The 18,122-nt window shown below is 71.2% G+C and carries 15 protein-coding genes and 1 pseudogene; 5 read left to right on the plus strand and 11 right to left on the minus strand.

Annotated features, from left to right (window positions below; translation table 11 throughout):
• Window positions 1–42 precede the first annotated feature (42 nt).
• Window positions 43–594, plus strand: coding sequence for a GH25 family lysozyme (locus tag AB0A61_RS28840; protein ID WP_361298351.1), 552 nt, complete (start codon window positions 43–45; stop codon window positions 592–594).
• Between the two features lie 484 nt (window positions 595–1,078).
• Here the strand turns inward: AB0A61_RS28840 and AB0A61_RS28845 are convergent, their stop codons facing one another.
• A complete protein-coding gene (locus AB0A61_RS28845; RefSeq protein ID WP_361298354.1) occupies window positions 1,079–1,291 on the minus strand; it encodes an EF-hand domain-containing protein in 213 nt (70 codons plus the stop codon).
• A gap of 145 nt (window positions 1,292–1,436) precedes the next feature.
• Here AB0A61_RS28845 and AB0A61_RS28850 point away from each other — a divergent pair.
• Window positions 1,437–1,526 (plus strand): annotated as a pseudogene (locus AB0A61_RS28850) (GNAT family N-acetyltransferase); the annotation flags it as partial.
• Window positions 1,527–1,546: 20 nt separating this feature from the next.
• On the opposite strand, the gene AB0A61_RS28855 reads toward AB0A61_RS28850, so the two are convergent.
• The 6 genes from AB0A61_RS28855 to AB0A61_RS28880 form a co-directional block, all read right to left on the minus strand.
• Window positions 1,547–2,731: a hypothetical protein gene (locus AB0A61_RS28855; RefSeq protein WP_361298357.1), complete on the minus strand. Its 1,185-nt coding sequence runs from the start codon at window positions 2,729–2,731 to the stop codon at window positions 1,547–1,549.
• Entirely contained in the window at window positions 2,731–3,540 is an 810-nt protein-coding gene (locus tag AB0A61_RS28860; protein ID WP_361298360.1) for a polysaccharide deacetylase family protein, read from the minus strand. The genes AB0A61_RS28855 and AB0A61_RS28860 overlap by 1 nt, the downstream gene beginning before the upstream one ends.
• 94 nt (window positions 3,541–3,634) lie before the next feature.
• Window positions 3,635–4,138, minus strand: a complete 504-nt coding sequence (locus AB0A61_RS28865) for an ATP-binding protein (protein WP_361298363.1) — start codon at window positions 4,136–4,138, stop codon at window positions 3,635–3,637.
• A 298-nt stretch (window positions 4,139–4,436) separates the two neighbouring features.
• The gene (locus AB0A61_RS28870; protein ID WP_361298366.1) at window positions 4,437–5,204 is read right to left on the minus strand and encodes an enoyl-CoA hydratase-related protein; all 768 of its coding nucleotides are present in this window, start codon (window positions 5,202–5,204) and stop codon (window positions 4,437–4,439) included.
• Window positions 5,205–5,280: 76 nt separating this feature from the next.
• On the minus strand, window positions 5,281–6,513 hold the full coding sequence (locus AB0A61_RS28875; RefSeq protein WP_361298369.1) for an Ig-like domain-containing protein: 1,233 nt from the start codon (window positions 6,511–6,513) through the stop codon (window positions 5,281–5,283).
• A gap of 170 nt (window positions 6,514–6,683) precedes the next feature.
• Complete coding sequence (locus tag AB0A61_RS28880; protein WP_361298372.1) at window positions 6,684–7,913, minus strand: Ig-like domain-containing protein; 1,230 nt, start codon at window positions 7,911–7,913, stop codon at window positions 6,684–6,686.
• Window positions 7,914–8,144: 231 nt separating this feature from the next.
• On the opposite strand from AB0A61_RS28880, the gene glgX reads away from it, so the two are divergent.
• Complete coding sequence (gene glgX / locus AB0A61_RS28885; protein WP_361298375.1) at window positions 8,145–10,406, plus strand: glycogen debranching protein GlgX; 2,262 nt, start codon at window positions 8,145–8,147, stop codon at window positions 10,404–10,406.
• Window positions 10,407–10,412: 6 nt separating this feature from the next.
• On the opposite strand, the gene AB0A61_RS28890 is transcribed toward glgX, so the two are convergent.
• The 4 genes from AB0A61_RS28890 to AB0A61_RS28905 are packed head-to-tail and all read right to left on the minus strand — an operon-like array spanning window position 10,413 to window position 13,950.
• Window positions 10,413–11,048: a response regulator transcription factor gene (locus tag AB0A61_RS28890; RefSeq protein ID WP_361298378.1), complete on the minus strand. Its 636-nt coding sequence runs from the start codon at window positions 11,046–11,048 to the stop codon at window positions 10,413–10,415.
• Window positions 11,038–12,288 carry a sensor histidine kinase gene (locus tag AB0A61_RS28895; RefSeq protein ID WP_361298381.1) on the minus strand — a complete coding sequence of 417 codons (1,251 nt, stop codon included), beginning with the start codon at window positions 12,286–12,288 and terminating at the stop codon, window positions 11,038–11,040. Before AB0A61_RS28895 ends, AB0A61_RS28890 begins: the two co-directional genes overlap by 11 nt.
• Window positions 12,289–12,313: 25 nt before the next feature.
• Window positions 12,314–13,048, minus strand: coding sequence for an ABC transporter permease (locus tag AB0A61_RS28900; RefSeq protein ID WP_361298384.1), 735 nt, complete (start codon window positions 13,046–13,048; stop codon window positions 12,314–12,316).
• Entirely contained in the window at window positions 13,045–13,950 is a 906-nt protein-coding gene (locus AB0A61_RS28905; RefSeq protein WP_361298387.1) for an ABC transporter ATP-binding protein, read from the minus strand. Before AB0A61_RS28905 ends, AB0A61_RS28900 begins: the two co-directional genes overlap by 4 nt.
• Window positions 13,951–14,157: 207 nt before the next feature.
• Between AB0A61_RS28905 and AB0A61_RS28910 the strand changes: the two genes are divergently transcribed.
• Together AB0A61_RS28910 and AB0A61_RS28915 are read left to right on the plus strand one after the other, a co-directional pair.
• Complete coding sequence (locus tag AB0A61_RS28910; RefSeq protein ID WP_361298390.1) at window positions 14,158–16,068, plus strand: ABC transporter ATP-binding protein; 1,911 nt, start codon at window positions 14,158–14,160, stop codon at window positions 16,066–16,068.
• Entirely contained in the window at window positions 16,065–17,924 is a 1,860-nt protein-coding gene (locus AB0A61_RS28915) for an ABC transporter ATP-binding protein (protein WP_361298393.1), read from the plus strand. Before AB0A61_RS28910 ends, AB0A61_RS28915 begins: the two co-directional genes overlap by 4 nt.
• Window positions 17,925–18,122 lie beyond the last annotated feature (198 nt).

The raw sequence follows: 18,122 nt of genomic DNA on the forward strand, positions 1-18,122 counted from the left end.
CAACAACTCCCCTCCCCCCACGGCACCGTCAAGGAGTTCCCCATGCTGCGTGGCATCGACGTGAGCGCTTTCCAGTCCTCCTCCTACAGCACGGACGGCCTCTCCTTCGTCTTCATCAAGGCGACGGAGGGCCGTTCGTACGTGAACTCCCGGCTCGGCGCCCAGACCAAGCGCGGCCGCGACGCCGGTCTGGTCGTCGGCTTCTACCACTTCCTGTGGCCGGGCAACCTCGCGGAACAGGCCGAGTACTTCCTCGCCCACGCCCCCGAGAGGGCGGGCGACGTCCTGGCGGTCGACTGGGAGACCACCGGGGACGGCACCCACGCGTCCAACGCCGAGAAGGACACCTTCATCCGCAAGGTGAAGCAACTGCGCCCGCACAACCGGGTGATCCTGTACTGCAGCAGGGACTACTGGCTGAACAAGGACAACACCTCGTACGCCGGGGACGGCCTCTGGATCGCGGACTACGTCACGGCGGGCAAGCCCCGCATCGAGGCCAAGTGGCTCTTCCACCAGTACACCGACGAGCCCCGGGACACGAACGTGGCGAACTTCGCGAGCAGGGCGGCGTTGCACGAGTGGGCCGGCTGAGCCAACGCCAGCTCCAGAACGACGACGGCGACAAAGGGGGCACCATCGCGGATGCCGCCGCCGACGAGCTGGCGGACTCCTTGTGGGGTCCCGTTCTGTCCAGGCGCATCGTGACCACCTGGCTGGCGTGTCCCGAGCAATCCAGGAGGATCGCCGGGCTCGCCGCCACCATGCTCGGCCATGTCACACCCAAGGATCCGGAAGAACTGGAGAAATGGGTGCGCGAACAGGTGGACAGACTCGTGGAGCCGCATCCCGAGAGCGTGGTCGAAGCGGCTCAAGCGGCAGGCCGAAGCGGTCCCTCTGTCACCCGCTCAGGTGCGCCGGCGGTACGAGGAACTGTCCGAGCGCTACGGTCTGAGGCTTTCCTGGGCGGCGCCCGATCGCTAGAGGGTGTCGTGGTGCAGACGGTGCGCGAAAGTGGCGCCCGGCACCTTTGCGGGCCGGGCGCCCCTTTGCGTGGTCCGTTCCGCCGTGGCCGGAACTACTTGTTCAGGTAGGTCCAGAACTCGTCGAAGGACAGGACCTTGTCGCCGTTGAGGTCCCGCGTCCTGATGATGGCCTCCGCCACCGTGTCGGTGACGTTCCAGTCGCCCCCCTGGGCGAGGGCGGCCTTGAACTCGGCGGCGGTGATGAACCCGTCACCGTCCGCATCGATCCGCTGGAACTCCTTGCGTGCTTCCTCGATGTCCGCCACCGATCCGCCCCTCTGTGTCGCGTTTGATCTGTCCTGCTGTCGTACTGACGCAGGTCAGATTAACGGCCGGGCCAGGCCTTCCGTACGGCGCCCACCCGGGCGAAGCCGAAAAGCCCGGTGCCGTCTTCGTGGTCGGCTCCCCGCCGTATCGGCGGGGAACGCCCGCAGTCTGCGGGCGTTCCAGGCGGCCGGCTACCGTCCGGCGGGTTCCGAGGCGCTGTTCACCGCCCGCTGACCGCGCCGTGGCGGTTCGGGTCAGCGGAAGATGCCGGTGTGGCCCAGGGAGTAGCGGCCGGGCTGCGGATAGACGGCCAGGCCGTGCGGGCCGCTGCCGACCCTGATGCGGGCGAGCTGGACGCCGGTGCGGGTGTCGATGGCGTACACCTCGGAGTTGTAGCGTCCCGACAGCCACAGGACCTTGCCGTCGGCGGAGACGCCCCCCATGTCGGGGCTGCCGCCGTTGGGCAGGCGCCACTTCTTGGTGAGCCGGTTCTGGGTGAAGTCGAAGATGGAGATGGTGCCCTCGCCGCGGTTGGAGACGTACATCTCGCGGGAGTCACGGCTGACGTAGAGGCCGTGGGCTCCCTTGCCGGTGTAGAGGAACCTGGGGTGGTCGAAGGTGTCGCCGTCCAGGATCCACAGGCCGTTGGCCATCATGTCGGCGATGTAGAACCTCTTGCCGTCGGGCGAGACCTTCACGTCCTGCGGCATGGCGCCGTGGAAGTCCAGCTTCTGCTTGCCGATGACCTCCATGTTCGCCGTGTCCACCTTGAGCAGCTCGCCGCTGAACTCGCAGGAGACGATGAAGTAGCGGCCGTCCAGGGAGAAGTCGGCGTGGTTGACGCCGGCGCAGCCGACCGGGACGGTCTTCACCCGCTTCATGGTGTGCGCGTCGCGGAAGACGAGCTGGCGGTCCTTGGAGGCCATGACGACGGCGTACTTGCCGTCGGGCGTGAAGTAGAGGTTGTACGGGTCGTGCACGTCGACCGGCTTGCCCGCCCGGCCGGTCCTCGGGTCGATGGGGGTGAGGCTGTTGCCCAGGTCGTTGTTGACCCACAGGGTCTTCAGGTCCCAGGAGGGCACGACGTGCTGGGGCTGGTGGCCGACCGGGATGGTCTCGATGACCTCGTACGTCCTGGGGTCGATGACCGTGACCGTGTTGGAGTTGGTGTTGGGCACATAGACCCGGGACGGGAAGTCCTTGACCACCGGCGAGAGCTTGTTCGGGCGGTCGGCGGCGTAGACGTCGGCCCGGTCGAGCACGGGCGGCATGCCGGGCAGACCGTCGACGGCCTGCTGCGGGTGCTGGACGGGTGCCTTGCTGCCGAGGGCTTCGTCCGCGTGGTGTTCGGAGCCGCCGCTGCTGCAGGCGGACAGCGCCGTGAGCGCGACACAGGCGACGCCGGCGATCAGGACCCGGGCGATTCGAGAGGGATGCATCAGCTCAGCAGCTCCGTGGTGGTGACCGCGTGGAGGCCGCGGCGGTCGAGTTCGGTCAGTACGGCGGGAAGGGCGGCGACCGTGTCCGGGTACCCGAAATGCAGGCTCACCACGGATCCGTTGCGGACCTCGGCCGACACCGTGCGGGTGATCGCGGCGGCGCCGGGCCTGGTGTAGTCGAGGGAGTCGACGTCGTAGGACAGCACGTGCGGATACCCGGCGCCCCGGGCCAGCCGTGCGACCACCGAGGACGCGGTGGGGGCACGTGAGGGGCGGAACCAGGTGCCGATGGAGCCGGTCAGCCGCTTCAGCCGGTCGGCGCAGGCGGTGATCTCCGAGCGGGCGTCGGTCTCGGACATGGCGTTGATGGCGAGGTGGTGCTGGGTGTGGTTGCCGAGGTCGTGGCCGCCGTCGAGGATGCGGCGGGCCATCTCCGGGTGCTGGTCCAGCCAGGTACCGACGGCGAGGACGGTGACGCGGGCGCCGCGCTTCTCGGCCTCGGTGAGCAGGGAACGGGCGAGCGTGGGATCGCCCTGGCCGTGGAAGGTGAGGGCGACGCGGGGGCGGTCGCGGGGGCCGTGGGTGATCTGGGCGGGCTGCTGGGGGAAGGGCCGCGGGGCCGGGGCGCCGCGGGGTGTGGCGGAGGCGTGCGCGGACGGCTCCGTGGACTCGGCGGAGGTGGCGGAGGCGGAGGCGGAACGGGGGGTGGCACCGGTGGAGGAGCACCCGGCGGCGAGTGCGCCCCCGGCGACGAGCCCGGCACCGGCCCTCAGCACGCCTCGGCGGTCGGTGGTGGTCACCCGCACCATTTAAGAGGGGCCGGGTAAGAAAACGGGCGATTCACACGTATGGACGTCTGGTGAGCGTCGGTCAGATGGGGGCTGCAGGGGGCGGACCGTCGTGTCAGCGGTCTGCGACCCGCATCTCGAACCAGGTCGTCTTGCCGCGGGGCAGCAGGTCGACGCCCCACCGGTCGGCGAGCTTGTCGACGAGGAACAGGCCCCGGCCGCTGACGTCCATCTCCTGCACCGGCATCAGGCACGGCAGGCCCCGGGAGGGATCGCGGACCTCGACGCGGATCCAGCCACGGCGGCGGCGCATGCGCAGACCGAAGACGCGGGCGCCGGTGTGGCGTACGGCGTTGCCCACGAGTTCGGAGACGAGCAGGACGGCGTCCTCGGTCATCTTCGGTGTCAGCCCCCACTGCCGCAGGACGACGACCTGGGCGAGGCGGCGCGCGGTGGCCGCGGACTCGGGGCGGGACGGCAACGGAACCTCGGCCTCCGTGGGATTGCCGAACAACTCCAGTGCCTTGACCGCCCGTTCGTCCTCGATACCGGGCGACCAGCGCGCCGCGGCCACACGTCCCTGTCTCCGCGGCTGTTCGATGCCCTCCAGCCCCGCCATGCCCCCCATCATGGCCGCCCCGGGCTGCCCGCGTGGTCGTTCCGGTGGAATACGCCCCCCCGGGCGCCCCCTTTCGACCATGGGCGCCCGGCACATGCCAAAGGCATTTCGGTGCCGGGAACAGCCCTGCCGACCTGCGCGGACGGCTCGGCCTGGGGCAATCGACGCGTTCCCTCGACAAGGCAGGCTTAAGGTTGCCTTAAGGCTGTGGTAAACCGCCCCATCGAGGGACCCGACGATCCGACGCCGCGTCAAGTACAGGTGGCTTCAGGGGGTACAGCGAGGGATACGGCGGGGTTCAGAGGAACTTCGCCTTGCCGGGGCCCTCCTCCACGAAGCTGCGCATCCCGCGCTCCCGGTCCTCCGTGGCGAACAGTCCGGCGAACCAGCCCCGCTCGACGGCGAGCCCGGTCTCGATGTCCGTCTCCAGTCCGGTGTCGATCGACTCCTTGGCCGCGCGCAGCGCGATCGCCGGCCCCTGGGCGAGCTTCGCGGCCCACGCGTGCGCCTGCGCGTACACCTCGGCGGCCGGGACCACCCGGTCCACCAGGCCGAGGGCGAGGGCCTCGTCGGCCTTCACCTGGCGGCCCGTGAAGATGAGGTCCTTGGCCTTGGACGGGCCGACCAGCCGGGCCAGCCGCTGGGTGCCGCCCGCGCCCGGGATCAGGCCGAGCAGGATCTCCGGCTGGCCCAGCTTGGCGTTGTCCCCGGCGATGCGGTAGTCCGCGCAGAGCGCGAGCTCGCAGCCGCCGCCGAGCGCGTAGCCCGTGACCGCGGCGACCACCGGCTTGGGGATGCGGGCCACGGCGGTGAAGGAGTCCTGCAGGGCGCGGGCGCGCAGGACCATCGCCGCGTGGTCCATCACCTGCATCTCCTTGATGTCCGCGCCGGCCGCGAACACCTTCTCGCCGCCGTAGATGACCACGGCGCGCACGTCCTCGCGGCGGGTGGCCTCCTCGGCGAGTTCCTTGAGCCGGTCCTGCGTGGCGACGTCCAGCGCGTTCATGGGCGGGCGGTTCAGGCGCAGGGTGCCGACGCCCTCGGCGACTTCGAGAGTTACGGTCATGGAGGCAGGTTAACGGCCACTAACGACAACCGGCCCGGTGCGGTCCGTCACACCGGGCCGGCCGATCACGCGTTCGCTACGCCTTCCACTGGGCCCAGGGCAGGTTCCAGCCGTTGAAGCCGTTGTCCGGGGCGACGGTCCGGTCGTGGGAGTTCTTGACGACCACCACGTCGCCGATCATCGAGTGGTTGAAGAACCAGGCGGCCGGCACCCCGCTGTCGTAGCCGCCGCGCACGTCGCGCAGGCCGACACAGCCGTGGCTGGCGTTGTAGTTGCCGAACGCGTCGCCGCCCCAGTAGTTGCCGTGGATGAAGGTGCCGGAGGTGGTCAGGCGCATGGCGTGCGGCACGTCCTTGATGTCGTACTCGCCGCCGTAGCCGACCGTCTCGCCGTCCATGCGGGTCTCGGTGAGCTTCTCACTGATGACCATCTGGCCGTTCCAGGTGTCGTAGCCGGGCTTGCCGGTGGTGACGGCCAGGGTCTTGACCACCTTGCCGTCCTGCATGACCTTCATCTCGTGCGTCTTGGCGTCGACCACGGAGACCTGGTTGCGCCCGATGGTGAAGGAGACCGTCCTGGTCTGCTTGCCGTAGACGCCGGGGCGGCCCTCGACGCCGTCGAGGTCGAGCTTGACGGTGACCTTGGTGCCGGCCTTCCAGTAGTTCTCGGGGCGGAAGTCGAGGCGGTCGTTGCCGAACCAGTGGCCCTCGACGTCGACGGGCGGCTCGGTCTTGATCTGGACGGCCTTCTTCACGGCGTCCGGATGCGTGATGCCCCGGGTGAAGTTGACGGAGAACGGCATGCCGACGCCCACGGTGGAGCCGTCCTCGGGGGTGAAGTAGCCGACGAAGGTGTTCTTCGGCGTCAGGGTGGTGAAGCTGGAGTCCTCGGCCGCCTCGCGGCCGGCGGAGTCCTTGGCGACCGCGTGCACCGTGTACCTGGTGGCGGCGGCCAGGTGGGTGGACGGCGTCCAGGAGCTGCCGCCGCCGGTGATCGTGCCGGGTATCGCGGTGCCCTTGGTGTCCTTGACCTCGACCTGGGTGAGCTTGCCCTTGCTCGCGTCGACCTTGAGGGCGCCGCTGGTGTCCACGGACTTCGCGCCGTCCTTGGGCGCTATCGTCACGACGGCCTGCGACTGCTTGCTCTCGGCCGCCCCCGCGTCCTTGCCCTTGCCTCCGGCTCCGGAACCGGAGCCTCCCCCGCCGCACGCGGTCACCGCCAGCAGCAGGGCGCCGGTCATCAGCGCCAGCCCCCTGCCACCACGTCCCCGCGCGTCAACCGACGCCCCCGATATCGGCCGCACGTTCAACTTGTCGCCCCTCCCCCGGACCTGGTCAGGCCCGCACCCCAACCGGCGCGTCCCGCGCACGTGGGCGCATATTAACCACAAGGTCAGGGGCAAGTTGTCAGCCAAATGTCACTGTTCCGTTCCAACTTCAACGGTCTTCGGACGGCGTCTCAAACCCTGCCCCTGTCCGGTTACTTGACCGCGCTGCCCGCCTTCCACTCCTTCCATCCCATATTCCACCCGCCGAGGCCGTTGTCGGGAGCGACCTTTTTGTCATCGCTGTTCACGACTTCGACGACGTCCCCGATGAGGCTGCGGTCGTAGAACCAGCTCGCCGGAGTTTCGGAGGAGCCGCCCTTGACGTCCCGCAGACCGACGCAGCCGTGGCTGATGTTGTCGTGACCGAAGACGTCCGAGGAGGCCCAGTAGTTGCCGTGCAGGAAGGTGCCGGAGTCGGTGAGCCGCATGGCGTGCGGCACGTCGGGGATGTCGTACTCGCCGCCGAAGCCGACGGTGTGGCTGTTCATGCGGGTGACCTCGAGCATCTCCATCACCACCATCTTCCCGTTGTAGGTGGTGTGCTGGGGCGCCCCGGCCGTGATCGGAACGGTGGTCAGCAGTTCGCCGTCGCGACGGACCTCCATGGTGTGCGCGGCCGCGTCGACCAGCGAGACCTGGCTGCGGCCGACGGTGAAGGAGAAGGTCCTGTACTGCAGCCCGTAGACGCCGCGGGCGCCCTCGACGTCCCTGAGGCGCAGATCGACGGTGACCTCGGTGCCGGGCCTCCAGTAGCGCTCGGGCCGGAAGTCGAGCCGGTCCTTGCCGAACCAGTGCGGGCGGATCTCGACGGACGGCCGGGCGGTGACCCGGACGGCGCGCTCGACTGCGGCACGGTTGACGATCTCCCTGTTGAACGCCAGGGAGACGATCATTCCGGTGCCGACGGTGGAGCGGTTCTCGGGGGTGACGTAGGCGATGAAGCGCTCGTCGGGGACGTAGGTGGTGAAGGTGGTGTGCCGGGCCGATCGGTGGCCGTCCCCGTCGACGGCGACCGCGTCGACCGTGTACTTGGCGGCGAGGGCGAGCCGGTCGTCGTCGGGCTGCCACTGCCGTCCGTCGCCGAAGACCCGTCCGGCCACCGGTGTGTCCTGCGCGTCCTGGGACTTGACGACCTTCACGGACTCCAGGTGCCCGTCGGTCACCCGGACCCGGAGCTTGTTTCCGGGGCGGACGCCCTTGCTGCCGTCGTCCGGCGAGATCCGGATGACGTCCTCGGCAGCCGGTGGCTTGCCGAAGACCCGGTCGAGCCCGGCCGAGCCGTTCGCGGTGCAGCCGGCGGCGCCGGCCAGCAGTCCTGCCCATGTCAGTACGGCGGCCAGTGCGGCCCTCGCGCGCCGTGCGCGCCCTTGTACGTGCCTCACGGGCTGTCCAACGACCGGGCCCTCTCCCGGGAAACGTGAGTGCGAGGCAAGCTCTGGGCAGAACAGTGGGGAGGACGACGCGATGGGGAGCCGCGCCCGTGGGAGAGCCGCAGGGGCGCGCCGGTGTGCAGAGGTCGAGCGTGCGTGGGCCCGAAGGGCCGGGCCCGGTCGGCGGCTGCGCACGGGCTGTGGCGCCCCGGAGGCGAATGAGCCGAAAAAAGGGGCCGACTGGTGTCGAGCGCAGCCGAGCAGGAGGCGGTGGCGGGCGGGAGCGCCGCCGAGGAGGGGCGCCCGGCCGCCGTCGTGAACGGCGCGCGCCCGGCCGCGGCGCTGCCCGGGGCGCCCGTGTGGCCGGGTGCGCCGATGCCGCTGGGCGCCCGATTCCGGGTCGGCCCGGACGGAGTGGCGGGCACCAACTTCGCCCTGTGGGCGGGCGGGGCGGAGGCGGTCGAGCTGTGCCTGTTCGACGGGCCGGGCCCCGACAGCGGGGAGACGAAGGTCCGGCTGACCGAACTGACGCACGAGATCTGGCACGGCTTCGTGCCCGGCGTGATGCCCGGACAGCGGTACGGCTACCGGGTGCACGGCCGCTGGGACCCCTGGACCGGAGCCCGCTGGAACCCCGCGAAACTGCTGCTCGATCCGTACGCGCGCGCGGTGGACGGGGAGTTCGGCCTGCCGCCGGAGGTGTACGGGCACGTGCGGGACTGGCCCGACCAGTCCGTGGCGGACACCGTCCGCGACGACCGGAACTCGGCGCCGTACGTGCCCAAGGGCGTGGTGGTGCACGATGACGACGACTGGGCGGACGACCACCGGCCCAAGACACCGTGGGCCGACTCGGTGATCTACGAGCTGCATGTGCGCGGCTTCACCCGGCTGCACCCCGGCGTCCCGCGGGAACTGCGGGGCACCTACGCCGGGCTGGCGCACCCGGCGGCGGTCGAGCATCTGGTGAGGCTGGGCGTGACGGCGGTGGAGCTGCTGCCGGTGCACCAGTTCGCGCACGAGGACCACCTGTTGCGCCGCGGCCTGAAGAACTACTGGGGGTACAACTCGATCGGCTACTTCGCCCCGCACTCCGGGTACGCGGCCTCCGGCACCACCGGCGAGCAGGTCGGCGAGTTCAAGCGCATGGTGCGCGCGCTGCACGCGGCCGGTATCGAGGTCATCCTCGACGTGGTCTACAACCACACCGCGGAGGCGAACGAGTACGGCCCGACCCTGTCGCTGAAGGGCATCGACAACCGCCGTTACTACCGGCTCCAGAACGACGCCCGCAGGTACGCCGACTACACCGGCTGCGGCAACACCCTGCACGTGGTCCAGCCGCACGTGCTGCGTCTGATCACCGACTCCCTGCGCTACTGGGTGACCGAGATGGGCGTGGACGGCTTCCGCTTCGACCTGGCGGCCGCGCTGGCCCGCTCCATGCACGACGTCGACATGCTCTCCCCGTTCCTCGCCGTGATCGCGCAGGACCCGGTGCTGCGCCGGGTGAAGCTGATCGCGGAACCGTGGGACGTGGGCACGGGCGGCTACCAGGTGGGCGCCTTCCCACCCCTGTGGACCGAGTGGAACGACCGCTACCGCGACGCGGTGCGGGACTTCTGGCGTCATGCCCTGCCGGACGTACGGGAGATGGGATACCGCCTGTCCGGGTCGAGCGACCTCTACGCCTGGGGCGGCCGCCGCCCCTACGCCTCGGTCAACTTCGTGACCGCGCACGACGGTTTCACCCTGCGCGACCTGGTGTCGTACGAGCGCAAGCACAACGACGCCAACGGCGAGGGCAACCGGGACGGCACGGACGACAACCGCTCCTGGAACTGCGGGGTGGAGGGCGAGACCGCCGACGAGCGGGTCCGGTCGCTGCGGCGCCGCCAGCTGCGGAACCTGCTGACCACCCTGCTGCTGTCCACGGGCGTGCCCATGCTGGTCGCGGGCGACGAGCTGGGCCGCACCCAGCGCGGCAACAACAACGCCTACTGCCAGGACAACGAGATCGGCTGGCTGGACTGGAGCCTGCTGGACGATCCCGGCTGGCGGGCGCTGTTCGAGCTCACCGCCCGTCTGATCGGGCTGCGGCACCGGCACCCCGTGCTGCGCCGCCGGGCGTTCTTCTCCGGGCGGGCGCACTCGGCGGACGGGCTGCGGGACCTGGCCTGGTTCACCCCGCACGGCACGGAGATGACCGAGCGGGACTGGTACGCCCCCGCGGCCGCCCTGGGCATGTACCTCTCCGGCCGGGACATCCCCGGCCGGGACGAGCGCGGCGCGCCGATCGTCGACGACAGCTTCCTCGCCGTGCTGCACGCCGGGGAGGGCCCCGTGACCTTCGTGCTGCCGGGGCCGCCCTGGGCGGAGCGGTACGAGGTGGTGGTCGACACCTCACGGGAGGAACAGGCCGATGCGCCGGGCGTGTTGCACCGGTCCGGGACCGAGATCACGGTGCCCGCGCGGACGGTGCTGCTGCTGAAGGTGGCGGACTGAACCGCGTCAGCCCAGGATCCCCCGGTCGTAGGCCACCGCCACCGCCGCCGCACGGTCGTTGACGCCGAGCTTGGCGTAGAGATGGGTGAGGTGGGTCTTCACGGTCGCCTCGCTGATGAACAGCTCGCGGGCGATCTCGCGGTTGGACGTGCCCTTGGCGACCAGGGCCAGGACCTCGCGCTCGCGGGCGGACAGCGGCTCGCCGCCGGGGGCGCGGACCGCGGAGACCAGACGGGAGGCCACGGCCGGGGAGAGGACGGTGCGGCCCTCGGCGGCGGCACGGACGGCGGTGAACAGCTCGTCGCGGGGAGCGTCCTTGAGCAGGTAGCCCGTCGCGCCCGCCTCGATGGCGGGCAGGGTGTCGGAGTCGGTGTCGTACGTGGTGAGGACGAGGACCTTGGCGCGGGCGCCCCGCCGGGCCAGCTCCCGGATGGCGTCCACCCCCGAGCCGCCCGGCATGCGCAGGTCCATCAGGATCACGTCCGGGTCGAGCACGGCGGCCTTCTCGACCGCCTCGACGCCGTTGGACGCCTCGCCGAGGACGGTGAATCCGGGCGCGGACTGGAGCATGCCGCGCAGGCCGTCCCGTACGACGGGGTGGTCGTCGACGATCAGGAGGGAGGTCACGGCGTCATCGCTCATCGCGCACCAACGGTACGCGAGCGGAGAGGGCCGTGCCGAGCCCGGCTTCGGACTCGACGGTGAGGGAGCCGGCGATGCGCTCGGCGCGGGCGCGCATGCCGTCCAGTCCGAAGCCGCCGGTGCGGGTGCGTTGGGGGACGGCGAGCGGGTCGAAGCCGCGGCCGTCGTCGCGGATGTCGAGGACGACCTCGTCGCCCATGAAGGAGAGGGTGACACCGACGCGGGTGGCGGCGGCGTGGCGGGACGCGTTGGACAGGGCTTCCTGAACGATGCGCAGGAGGGTCGCGGAGACCTCGTCGTGGAGCTGTTCGGTGGTTCCGGTGACCGTGAATTCGGCGCGTACGCCGGTGCGTTCACACCATTCGCCGACCGTCTTCCGCAGCGCCTCGGGCAGTCCGTCGTCGGCGAGCGCGACCGGCGCGAGGTTGTGCACGGAGCGGCGGGCCTCGCCCAGGCTGTGCCGGGCCAGGTCCATGGCGCGGCCCACGTGCTCGCGGGCCAGGTCCGGGTCGGGGGTGTTCGCGACGACCTGGAGCTGGGCGATGATGCCGGTCAGGCCCTGGGCGATGGTGTCGTGGATCTCGGCGGCGAGGCGCCGGCGCTCGTCGGCGACTCCCGCCTCCCGTGCCTGGACCAGGAGTTGGGCGTGCAGGGCGGCGTTCTCGTCGAGGGCCTGCTGCAACGCCGCATTGGTGCGCCCCAGTTCGGCGATGGTGTCGGCCTGGACGCGGGCGCGGTCCTGCTCCTGCTCGTTGAACCGGGTGAACACGCTGACCAGGCCCATGTTGACGACGAGGACGAGGAAGAAGCCGGTCCACAGGATCGGCCCGTGCGGCAGCATGCCGCCCACCTCGCTGCCGGCCATGGTGATCGCGGTCAGGAACAGACCGGGCATCACCAGCCGGCGGGGCAGCTCCCGGAGGGCGGTGTAGTAGCCGGTCACGGCGTAGAAGGCGAAGAACGGGTTGAGCCAGGTCAGCGCGAACCCGAGGGCCCAGCGCAGGAAGTACAGGCACGTACCGGTCCGGCTCGGACCCGGCCGCCTCCGCTTCACCCTCCCCCACCACACCTGCAGAACGGCGCCTGCGGCCACGAGGGCTGCCGAGGCGATGACCGCGGACCGGCCCATGCCGACCAGGCGGGCGGAGAGGGCCGCCGCGACGACACCCGTGACCAGCAGCGCGTAGGGCCCCCAGCTGTCGAAAGAGGCCCGGGGCTCCGGTGGCGCCGTGTTCGTCATGGCCCCAGTGTCCGGCACGGCCTGCTCACTCCCAGCGGAACCAGCGGCTCGCCGCGCCCGTGAGCAGCAGGACCCACACCGCCAGCACGCCCAGGTGGCTCCAGCCCGGCCAGTGCCCCGCCGCCGCCTGGTTCAGGGCCTGCGCGGCCGCCCCGAACGGGGTGCAGCCGACGATCCGGCCGAGGACGTGGGGCATGGTCTGAACCGGCAGCCACACGCCCGCGCAGAACATCGCCGGGAAGAACACGGCGGACCCGATCGCACCCGCGATCTTCGTCGTACGGGACAGCGCCGACACCACCGATCCGAGAGCCAGGGCGGCCAGTACGGCCAACAGCAGAGCGAGGACGTATCCGAACGGCTGCCTGGGCAGGCGTACGTCGAAGCCGAGCCGCCCGACCACGAGGACGAGCAGCGCCGAGGCCAGGGACGCGGCGCCGTACACCAGCATGTGCGCGGACAGCAGGGCGGACGGGCGGACCGGCGTGGTGGCCATCCGGCGCAGGATGCCGCGCTCCCGGTGGCCGGTGAGGGTCTGCGGCATCGACTGCAGCCCGCAGACGATCAGACCGAGCAGCACGGCCACCGGGACGTAGACGTCGACGGTGCGCAGGCCGCCGAGGTCGTCGTGGGGCTGCCGGAAGGAGGGGATGGAGCCGAGGATCACCAGCAGGAGGGTCGGGAACAGCAAGCCCCAGAAGATGCTGCCGGGTTCGCGGCGGAAGAGGCGGACCTCGGCCTTCAGTACGGCGGTGTTCATGCCGCTGCCTCCTTCGTCAGATCGAGGAACGCGTCGTCGAGCGTGGCGTCCAGGACGCGAAGCTGGTGGGCGGTGATGTGGTGACGGGCGAGGAGGGTGATCACGGCGTTGACCGTCTCGTCGGTGCCGGACAGCGTGATCCGGCCGTCCTTGCGCTCGACGGACACGAGCTGGGGGAGCGCGTTCAGGTCACGGTCGTCCAGCGGGGCGGACGGGGTGAAGCTGATGACGGTGGCGCCCGCCGAGCGCCGGATCAGGCCGTCGGGCGTGTCCACGGCGGCGATCCGTCCCTTGTCGATCACGGCGATCCGGTCGCACAGCCGCTGTGCCTCCTCCATGAAGTGCGTGACCAGCAGCACGGTGACGCCGCCCGCCCGTACGTCCTCGATGAGCTGCCAGGTGTCGCGGCGGGCGCGCGGGTCGAGCCCGGTCGTCAGCTCGTCCAGCACGACCACACGCGGGGCGCCGACGAGGGCGAGCGCGATGAACAACCGCTGCTTCTGACCGCCGGAGAGCCCGGCGAAGCGGGTGGTGAGCTTCTGGGTCAGGCCGAGGCGCTCGGCGAGGGGCCGCCATGCGGCCGGGCGCGGGTAGAAGGAGGCGTACAGTTCGAGCGCCTCGCGGACGGTGAGCTTGGGCTGTAGCTCGCTCTGCTGGAGCTGCGCGCCGAGGACGTGGGCGACCTGTTGGTGGTCGGCGACCGGATCGAGTCCGGTGACGCGGACGCGGCCCGCGTCGGGGACCCGCAGCCCCTCGACGCACTCGACGGTGGTGGTCTTGCCGGCGCCGTTCGGGCCGAGGATGCCGAAGATCTCGCCCTCCTCGACGGCGAAGGAGACGCCGTCGACGACGGTCCGGCCGCCGTAGGACTTGCGCAGTTCGCTGACTTCGATGACGGACATGGCACCAGGGTTGCGGCGGGCGGGCCGGGCGCACATCGGCCGACCCGCTCGAAGGGGCATCGGCCGATCGGTTGATGCGGCGGTACGACCGGGCCGGGCGGCCGGCGGTCCGGGGGCCGAACGCGCAGGTCGTAGGACCAGCGATGGACGCAGGTCCGGCCAAAACTCGGTGGGCGATGTCAGTGCCGATCCGTAGTCTCGCTCCTGATGCCCACGACACGTGCCACCGCCGAGGACCGTACCGGCCGTTCCGCCGTCCGCACGCTGCTGCGCCTGTGGCCCTATGTGCGGCCGGTGCGACTGCGGCTGTTCACGGCCGCCTTCGTCGCGATCGTCGCCTCCTGCGTGGGACTGGTGATTCCGCTCGTCCTGAAGTGGATGGTGGACGGGCCGGTCGCCGGGCGGGATCCGGGGGGCGTGTGGCTCGGGGCGCTCTGCCTGCTGCTGCTCGGGATCGCCGAGGCGGTGCTGTTCGGGCTGCGGCGGTGGCTGGTGGCCAGACCGCTGTCGCACGTCGAGGCGGAGATGCGGGCGGACCTCTACCGGCACCTGCAGCGGCTGCCGGTGGCCTTCCACGACCGCTGGGCGTCCGGGCAGCTGCTGTCCCGGGGGACGACGGACCTGATGCTGCTGCGCATGTTCCTCGCCTTCCCGCTGACGTTCCTGCTGGTGAACGGGGTGACGATCCTCGTCGGCGTGGTCATCATGCTGCTGCAGGACTGGGCACTGGGGCTGGTGATCCTCGGGCCCGCGGTGCCCGTGATGCTCACCTGCGGGGTCTTCGAGAAGCGGTACGCCGGTGTGGCGCGGCTCGCGCAGGACCAGGTCGGGGACCTGACGACGGTGGTCGAGGAGAGCGTGCTCGGCATCCGCATCATCAAGGGCTTCGGGCGGCACCGCAGTCAGGCACGGGCGTTCCGGGAGCTGTCGCTGACGTTGCGGGGGACGGAGCTGCGCAAGGCGCGGCTGCTGGCGACGATCTGGGCGGTCATCGTGACGCTGCCGGAGCTGTCGATCGGGGCGGCGCTGGTGGTGGGAGCGGGCCAGGTGGCGGACGGGGCGCTGTCCGCGGGCACGCTGGTGGCCTTCCTGTCGACGGCGCTCGCTCTGCGGTGGCCGGTGGAGTCGATCGGGTTCCTGCTGGCGATGAGCCAGGAGGCGGCGACGGCGACGGAGCGCTACTTCGAGGTGATGGACGCGCAGCCCGAAAAGCCGTCGGCCTTGGGTGACCGCGGACGGGTGCCCCCGGGCGGGGTGCACGGGTCGGCTGACTTCGCCCCTGCGCCCGCGGGTCTGCGGTTCCACGACGTCACCTTCCGCTATCCCGACGCCCCCGCAGGCTCGGTGCCCGTCCTCGACCGCGTCGACCTCCACATACGCCCCGGCGAGTCCATGGCGCTGGTGGGTGCGACGGGAAGCGGCAAGACGACGCTCACGGCACTCGTACCCCGCCTCCACGAGGTGACCTCGGGCCGCATCACCCTCGACGGGCACGACATCACCACCCTCTCCCGTGAGGAGCTGCGCTCCCTGGTGGCGGTCGCCTTCGAGGAGCCCACCCTGTTCTCCGCGAGCGTCGGTGAGAACGTGCTCATGGGCACCGACGGCACGGCGGGCGCGGAAGAGCTGGAGCGGGCGCTGTCCGTGGCGCAGGCCGGCTTCGTGCACGCCCTCCCGCACGGCACCGGGACCCAGGTCGGCGAGCAGGGCCTGAGCCTGTCCGGCGGACAGCGGCAGCGGCTCGCCCTGGCCCGTGCCGTCGTCGGCCGTCCCCGGTTCCTGGTGCTGGACGACCCGCTGTCCGCCCTCGACGTGCACACCGAGGCGGCCGTGGAGGCCGCCCTGCGGCAGGTCCTCGCCGACACCACCGCCCTGATCGTGGCGCACCGCCCGTCCACGGTCCTGCTCGCCGACCGCGTGGCCCTGCTCTCGGGCGGCCGTATCACCGCCGTCGGCACCCACCACGAACTGCTGCGCACCAGCGCCGAGTACGCCCACCTGATGGCAGGCGAAGGTCCGGAAGAACCGGAAGAGCCGGAACAACTGGAAGTTCTGAAAGAACTTCCAGATCTGGAAGAACCGGGAGAACCGGAAGAAGAGGAGGACGACGCCCGATGACGGCCCCCACGACGTCCACCCCCACCGCCCCCGACGACCAGGACGTGCCGCGTCGTGAGGATGCCGGCGACCCGTTCGACCGGGACGTCCTGCCCACTCCCCCGGGCGCCACGGCGACCCTGCTGCGCTCGCTGCTCGCCCCCATGCGGGCCCGCGTCGCCGGCACGACTCTTCTGCTGCTGCTCCAGCAGGCGGCCGTCCAGGCGGGGCCGCTGCTGGTGGCGTACGCGCTCGACACCGCCGTACCGGCGTTCCGCGACCGCGACCGCGGCCCGCTGATCGCGGTGGCGGTCGCCTACCTGCTGAGCGCGCTCGCCTCCGGCGGACTCCAGTACGCGTTCATCGTGGCCTCCGCCCGCGTCAACCAGGACGTGCTGCTGGATCTGCGCGGCCGCATTTTCCGCCACGCCCAGGCGCTGAGCGTCGACTTCCACGAGCGCTACACCTCGGGCCGGCTCATCTCCCGCTCCACGACGGATGTCGAGTCGCTGCGCGAGCTGCTCAGCGAGGGGCTCCAGGAACTCGTCACGGTGATCATCTCCTTCGTCTACATCTCGGCGATGCTGCTGTGGCTGGACCTCGGGCTCGGCGCGGTCGCGGTGGCCTCCTTCGTGCCGCTGTACCTGCTGGTCCGGCTCTACCAGCGGCGCGCGGGCCGGGTGTTCCGGGCGCGGTCGACCGCGATCGCCGCGGTGATCGTGAAGTTCGTGGAGACGATGAACGGGATCCGGCCGGTGCGCGCGTTCCGCCGCGAGCGGGCCAACGACGCCGCCTTCCGGGTTCTGAACCGGCAACACGAGCGGACCAACGGCGACTCGCTCCTGGAGATGGCCCGCTATGTGGTCGGCTCGCGGCTGGTCGCGAACACGGCGGTCGCGGTGATCGTGCTGTGGGGCGCCTACCGGGTGGCGGACGGTTCGCTGGCGCTGGGCGTGCTGGCGGCGGCGGTGCTGTACCTGCGGCGGCTGTACGACCCGATCGACCGGCTCGGCATGTTCCTCAACTCCTACCAGTCGGCGGCCGCCTCGCTGGAGAAGATCGCGGGGCTGCTGGCGCAGACGCCGTCCGTGCCCGAGCCGTCGGCGCCCCGGCAACTGCCGGCCCGTGCGTCCCGGCAGCCGGGCCGCGAGGTCGTCTTCGACGGGGTGCGCTTCGGCTACCGCACGGGCGGCGAGGTGCTGCCCCGCTTCGACCTGACCATTCCGGCCGGTCAGACCGTGGCGGTGGTCGGCTCCACCGGTGCGGGCAAGTCGACACTGGCCAAGCTGCTCGCCCGGTTCTACGACCCCTCCGGCGGGCGTGTGCTGCTGGACGGCGTCGACCTGCGCGAGCTGCCCGTGCCCGAACTGCGGCGCGGGGTCGTCATGGTGACGCAGGAGGCGTTCCTGTTCTCCGGCACGGTCGCGGAGAACATCGCCATCGGCCGTCCGGAGGCGACCCGGGAGGAGATCGAGCGGGCGGCGAAGGCGATCGGCGCGCACGACTTCATCAGCGCGCTGCCCGAGGGCTACGACACCGACGTACGCAAGCGGGGCGGCCGCATCTCGGCCGGACAGCGGCAACTGGTGGCGTTCGCGCGGGCCCTGCTCGCGGACCCGGCGGTGCTGATCCTCGACGAGGCGACCAGCTCTCTCGACATCCCGGGCGAGCGGGCCGTGCAGCGTGCCATGGCGACGGTCCTCACGGGCCGTACGGCCGTGGTGATCGCCCACCGGCTGTCCACGGTCGAGATCGCCGACCGGGTGCTGGTGATGGAGCACGGGCGGATCGTCGAGGACGGCAGTCCGGCCGAACTCGTCGCGGGCACGGGCCGGTTCGCGGATCTGCACCGGGCCTGGCGGGACAGCCTGGCGTGAGCGGCCTCACGGGCCGGCGCTGCCGCTGAGTCTTCCCGGCGTCGCGATCCGGTACGGCGGCCCGGGCTCGCGCAAAGGGGTCGGGCGCGCCGTGTCCAGCGTCGGCCCGGCTCCGTTGCGTGAGGCTTCCGGGAACGTGTCGCAGGAGCAAACGCCCGCTCACCGGCACCTGACCGGTTCGCATACCGAACATGAACA

The sequence above is a fragment of the Streptomyces sp. NPDC046197 genome (assembly GCF_040646295.1).
Classification (GTDB): Bacteria; Actinomycetota; Actinomycetes; order Streptomycetales; family Streptomycetaceae; genus Streptomyces.